General features: G+C 75.9%; 1 protein-coding gene. It reads right to left on the minus strand.

The window, feature by feature from the left end; translation table 11 throughout:
• On the minus strand, nt 1-2,444 hold a 2,444-nt coding region (gene bluB, locus AOK15_RS40935), incomplete at both ends, for a 5,6-dimethylbenzimidazole synthase (protein WP_240508835.1).

Raw genomic sequence — 2,444 nt, forward strand, 5'->3', positions numbered from 1 at the left:
GGCGACCAGGTCGCGGGCCGTCTCGATGCCGACCTCGATGGCCTTCTTGGCCTCCTCGCGGGTCATCGCGGGACCGGTGGTCATGTCGGACGTACCGGCGCGCACCTTGCGCGGCAGCAGACCGGGGGTCGCGGGCAGGTCGCTCGCCACACCCACGTCCACGACGCACACCTCGGCGCCCACCTGGTTGGCGAAGGCGTTGCAGACCGCTCCCCCGCCGAGGAAGTTGGCGACCATCTGGCCCGTGACCTCCTGCGGCCACGGGGTGACGCCCTGGGCGTGGACGCCGTGGTCCCCGGCGAAGATCGCGACGGCCGCGGGCTCCGGGATCGGCGGCGGGCACTGGCGGGACAGGCCTGACAGCTGGGCGGAGATGATCTCCAGCATGCCGAGCGCGCCGGCCGGCTTGGTCATGCGCTTCTGCCGCTCCCACGCCTCGCCGAGCGCCTTGGCGTCCAGCGGGCGGATCCCGGCGACGGTCTCGGCGAGCAGGTCGTGCGGCTCGGCACCGGGCAGCGCGCGACGGCCGTACGTCTCCTCGTGGACGACCCAGGACAGCGGGCGGCGCTTGGCCCAGCCCGCCTGCATCAGCTCGGGTTCCGCCGGGAACTCGTCGACGTACCCGACGCACAGGTACGCCACGACCTCCAGGTGCTCGGGCAGGCCGAGGGCGCGGACCATCTCGCGCTCGTCGAAGAAGCTGACCCAGCCGACGCCGAGGCCCTCGGCGCGGGCCGCGAGCCACAGGTTCTCGACGGCCAGGGCCGAGGAGTACGGGGCCATCTGCGGCTGGGTGTGGCGGCCCAGGGTGTGCCGGCCGCCGCGCGTCGGGTCGGCGGTGACCACGATGTTCACCGGGGTGTCGAGGATGGCCTCGATCTTCAGTTCCTTGAACTGCTTCGCCCGGCCCTTGGGCAGCGACTTGGCGTACGCCTCACGCTGGCGCTGGGCCAGTTCGTGCATGGTCCGACGGGTCTCGGCGGAGCGGATGACGACGAAGTCCCACGGCTGGGAGTGGCCCACGGAGGGTGCCGTGTGGGCGGCCTCCAGGACGCGGAGCAGGACGTCGTGCGGGATGGGGTCGCTGCGGAAGCCGTTGCGGATGTCGCGGCGCTCGCGCATGACCTTGAGGACGGCCTCGCGCTCGGCGTCGTCGTAGGGCGGCGCGGCCGGGCCGGCGGGCTGCCGCGCCTCTGCCTCTTCGGGCGCCTCGTCCACCACGGCCACGCTCTCGTCGGCTGCTTCCACTGCCTCGGCCTCCTCGCCGTCCTCCTGGTCGGCGGCCCTGGTGTCCAGGTCCTCCGCGTTCTGGACGACGTCGGGATGCGCCTCGGCCGCGGCGGCGACCGGCTGCGCTACGACGATCGTCTCGGCCTCGGCCTCGGCCTCGGAGTCGCGGGGAGCGGGGACCATGGCGACGGGTTCCGCCTGCGGCTCCTGCTCCGGTGCCTCGTCAGCGGCCTCGCCGGGCGCCGCCGCGACGGCGGGTGCCGACCGGTCGTCGGCGGGCAGCGGCGGTACGACCATGCCCTGAGGCGGGGTCGGGGCCAGGTGCGGGGTGGTCGGCACCGAGCCGTCCACCGGCACGAACTCACCCATCGGCTGTTCGGTCCCAGGCTCCTGGGCCACGTCGGCTGCGTGCGGGGCGTCGGCCGGGGTCCCCGCCGCGGGCTGGAGGACGGCGCCCTGGGGCGCGTCGAGCGGGGACCGCGTCACGGCCACGGGGGCGTCGGCGGTCACGGCGTCGACGTCGACCGGGGCAGCGGGCTGCGCGACGGCGGAGTCGTCGGCGGGCGACTCGACGGGCGACTCCTCGACGGGGGACTCCTCGACGACGGCGGGCTCGGCGGGAACGGCCTCGCCGGGCTGGTCCGCCTCCTGCGTTTCCACGGTTACGTCCGCGGCCTCCGCCTCGGTCTGCGACGCAGGAGCGGCGGTGTCGGGGGCCTGCTCGGCGGCGTCCGCGGCGGGGGCGACCGGCTCGGTGGCCTGGGGGCCCTGTGCGGGGGGCTGCGGGTGCTCGGGCTCGGGCTCGGCCTGCCCGGACTCCGAGGTCAGCGCCTCTTCGGCGGCGGCTTCCTGGGCGGCTGCCTGCTCGGCGGCGGGCTCCTCCGCGACGGCCGCCTCCGGCTCGGCCGGTGCGGGCTCCGTCGCCGAGGGCTCGTCAGGCTGGGGCTCGGCCGGGGCCGCATCGGCATCGGCAGCGACCGGCTCGGCGGCGTCGGCCGGCTGCGGCCCCTCGGTTTCCGCTGCCGGGGTCTCGGCCGACTGCGGCTCCTGCCCGTCCTGCGGTTCCGCCGGCTGCTGGGTGTCCTGGGTGGTCGGTGCTTCGGGCAGCGGTTGCGCGTCCTCGGCGAGCGGGGCCTCAACGGCGGTCTGCTCGGCCGAAGCGTCGGCCGCGGGCTGCTCGTCCTCGGCGGCGGGAGCCGGCTGCTCCTCGGCTG

Origin of the sequence: Streptomyces ossamyceticus, assembly GCF_001418475.1 — a bacterium.
Taxonomy (GTDB): domain Bacteria; phylum Actinomycetota; class Actinomycetes; order Streptomycetales; family Streptomycetaceae; genus Streptomyces; species Streptomyces ossamyceticus.